Source organism: Crocosphaera watsonii WH 8501, assembly GCF_000167195.1.
GTDB lineage: Bacteria > Cyanobacteriota > Cyanobacteriia > Cyanobacteriales > Microcystaceae > Crocosphaera > Crocosphaera watsonii.
The window spans coordinates 1-2,993 of the sequence record NZ_AADV02000289.1 but is presented as its reverse complement, the minus strand read 5'-3'; the positions used below and the strand labels follow the sequence as shown (position 1 = coordinate 2,993).

Sequence of the window (2,993 nt, the reverse complement as noted above, 5' to 3'; positions counted from 1 at the left end):
GAAAATAAAGAACTTTGCCAGATTTTTTTTAGTTGTTGATTGCCTTGATTTACTCCTTTATGTTTAGAGGAGACTCGCTCTCCTGATAAGGGGACAGCCCAAGGGACTTTTTCTGTGTCTATTTGGTCAGGTAAAGCGCAGACAACGGAATAACAATGTCCAATATTAATGGGTTTATTTCCCTTAATTGGATTGGGGTAATGAATAAAGGTTTTATCCGCTAACGTTTCGCCAAACCGTCGTGGACAGGGAGTTGTGTCAATACCAAATAAGTTATAATGTTTTGAAGTGGGAGGAATTGTTCTCGATACCGCTGAAAATAAAGTCTCAATTCTCTGTTCATAATTAGGGTCAGTTTGAGTGGGTAAAAACTCTTGAATTCCTCTATATAAACTGTTATAATCTCTTCTAAATAAAGGATTGAGAGACAATTCAACGACTGAGTGAGCTTGTTGGTTACTGGAGAGGGCATCGAGTAATTCTATAATAGTTTCTTTTCTAGCTTTTAGTCCTTGGAAGAGGTTAGACCTCCACACCAGGAATTCCTCGACAGACGTAGCCGTTTCATTTTTGGTCATTTTTAAAATTTATTACCTTATAAATTAGCGGAATATATACGCTAACGTCAAAAGAGGTTGTTTGTTACAGTTAAGGCTAATGTCATCACATTCCGAACTTAAGACCAGTCAAGATGTCCACCTGAGAGCCAAACAAATTAAGAGTCTAATTCGCTCTCTTAAACAGAAAATAAAGAAAATTGAACGGGAAGGGGAAGTAGCACCAGCTAATTGTCATATTATTCGTTATCAGGTTAATGGAAAGGGAACAATCTACTGGTATTATAAACTACAGGCTGCTGAATCAATTTTTCCTATGGCCACTAATAATGAGAAAAAAACCAAATATAAATATTTAGGACGAGCCGAAAGTTCTGCTCATATTGATGCTGTAGAAAAACTCACTAGAAGAAATCTCATTGATGAATTAGAACGAGTCATTCAATCTCTAACTGAAAGCTACTTAGATATCTATATTGGAACCGAAACTGAATGAAGCTATTTAATATTTAAAATCCCCTAAAAAGATGGAAAGAGAGTTTTTAAAATCACCTTAATTCTCTATTTTAGCTCTGGAGATATGTTTAGTGTAAAATTTACGCTAACAATTGTTTTTTATCCAAAGTCCAATTATGCAAACAGCACCTAATTATCGAGTATTATTGACCGAACATAAACGGTTAAAGTCTTTAGAAAAGAATCATCCAAGTGGATTACCTTGTACCGATTTCCGCAAAGTTTTTGTCTTTGCTGATGTCAAGTATACACTAGCCTACATCGTCGACAAATCTCAATTCGAGCAATGGGAATTAACTCTGTTGAGTGAATGTCTATGTAATTCTAAGCCCGTTTACCTAGAGGATGGGAAAAGGGTCGATTACTGGATACCCCAAGAAAAGGTTTTAAAGGTAACTGATATCAATCAGCCTTGCTTGACTGATAATGTTTTAGACGAATGTTTCTTAATGGTTGAGAATGCCTCTAAGCTTAAAAACTTGACCCTACAAGTTGACGGTAATGCTATCCATTTGTTGATAATTGGAATACAGCAAGCGTTATTCATAGAACCACAAAAAGACTTAAGCATCAATGATCTAATCTTGCCTATGGCAGTGGACTTGATTAAACGTTTAACAAAGGACGATGAAGCACTTAAAAAGGCATATTTAACTGGTTTTCCCTGCGAGTACATAGTTAAGGCAAGAGAATTATTATTCCCTTACACTTGATATCCCCGTTACCTTAGACTAACAAAAGGGAACGGGGATATAACAAGCGTAGTAGTTTCATTCATACGTAGCAATAGGAGTGTACCATGAGCAAGCATTACTTGTCATTAGTTTTAGTAGAAGTTCCCGATCACGTTGAGGGGACAAAATACGCAGATTGGTTTAGATCCGTATCTGTTGAATCGGTAGCCATTAAAAATGGACTGTTAGAAATACTCTTTTGTGATGGGACAATCAAGGTCTTTAATGAAGAGGAGACTGAGGACATTTTCTATGAGTTACCTGAATATTTACACGATTATCTACAATCATCTGGGTCCATACCAAACCATGAATTAAATAAAACCTATAAGGAGATGTAAGCATGAATGGTTCATTACATTACGCCCTACTTTGTTTTGTAGAATATCCCTTCCCCGATAAAGGCACGGATGTTCCCTATCTATCTATTCAATCATTTATCCCAGATTCCGCACTTCAAAAAGTAGCATTAAATACTACAAGCCTGGGGTTAATAATTAAGTATAATTGCTTAAGCTCTTGAAGACAAAAAAGTGGGATAATTGCTTAAGTTGTTTCCTCTGTAAAAAAAGAGCGAAAAATGTCTTATTTAGAAGAAATACAAGTTAAAAATTTAGACCATTTAGGGATAGTAGCTGGTTTAATTGATGAAATAGGAATAGTCAAAATAATTAATAATAAATTAGGAATAGATGTTAGAGAAAAAATCTCAGCAGGTACAGTAGTTAAGTCTATTTTAATCAATGGACTAGGATTTGTTTCAAGACCTCTATATTTATTCAGTCAGTTTTTTCAAGATAAAGCCATTGAGAAATTGTTAGGAGAAAGAATTAAACCTGATTACCTTAATGATGATAAAATTGGGAGAGTAATGGATGAATTATATAAATATGGACTAAATGATATTTTTATTGAAGTAGTTTTAGAAGTAATTAAAAAATTTAAAATAGACCTTAAATACTCCCATTTAGATTCCACATCATTTCATTTAGATGGAGAATATAAAAGGGAAGAAGATAAAGAGAAACAGGAAGAAGAAAAAAATATTAAAGAAAGACCAATTTTTATTAAGAAAGGATATTCTCGGGATCATAGACCAGACTTAAAACAACGTGTCTTGGATTTAATAACAAGCCAAGATGGAGATATTCCATTATTTGTGAGAGTAGGAGATGGAAATGAATCT

Annotated in this window: 5 protein-coding genes; 4 read left to right on the top strand and 1 reads right to left on the bottom strand. The window is 34.3% G+C overall.

From position 1 onward, the window contains the following. Positions 1 to 578: transposase (locus CWATDRAFT_RS30920; RefSeq protein WP_042713008.1), on the bottom strand; the 578-nt coding region annotated here is incomplete at its 3' end. A 79-nt stretch (positions 579 to 657) separates the two neighbouring features. Between CWATDRAFT_RS30920 and CWATDRAFT_RS30915 the strand changes: the two genes are divergently transcribed. The 4 genes from CWATDRAFT_RS30915 to CWATDRAFT_RS30900 all read left to right on the top strand — a co-directional run. After that, positions 658 to 1,053: a hypothetical protein gene (locus CWATDRAFT_RS30915; RefSeq protein ID WP_007303222.1), complete on the top strand. Its 396-nt coding sequence runs from the start codon at positions 658 to 660 to the stop codon at positions 1,051 to 1,053. 136 nt (positions 1,054 to 1,189) lie between these two features. Next, positions 1,190 to 1,786, top strand: coding sequence for a hypothetical protein (locus CWATDRAFT_RS30910; protein ID WP_042713007.1), 597 nt, complete (start codon positions 1,190 to 1,192; stop codon positions 1,784 to 1,786). A gap of 86 nt (positions 1,787 to 1,872) precedes the next feature. Continuing rightward, positions 1,873 to 2,148, top strand: coding sequence for a hypothetical protein (locus CWATDRAFT_RS30905; protein ID WP_021833689.1), 276 nt, complete (start codon positions 1,873 to 1,875; stop codon positions 2,146 to 2,148). Positions 2,149 to 2,387: 239 nt separating this feature from the next. Next, the coding region (locus CWATDRAFT_RS30900) for an IS1634 family transposase (protein ID WP_007308631.1) at positions 2,388 to 2,993 on the top strand (606 nt) is incomplete at its 3' end.

Excerpts from the sequence above, each read along its gene's own strand:
- CWATDRAFT_RS30915 (WP_007303222.1), top strand. The coding sequence starts at position 658 with ATGTCATCACATTCCGAACTTAAGACCAGTCAAGATGTCCACCTGAGA.
- CWATDRAFT_RS30910 (WP_042713007.1), top strand. The coding sequence starts at position 1,190 with ATGCAAACAGCACCTAATTATCGAGTATTATTGACCGAACATAAACGG.
- CWATDRAFT_RS30905 (WP_021833689.1), top strand. The coding sequence starts at position 1,873 with ATGAGCAAGCATTACTTGTCATTAGTTTTAGTAGAAGTTCCCGATCAC.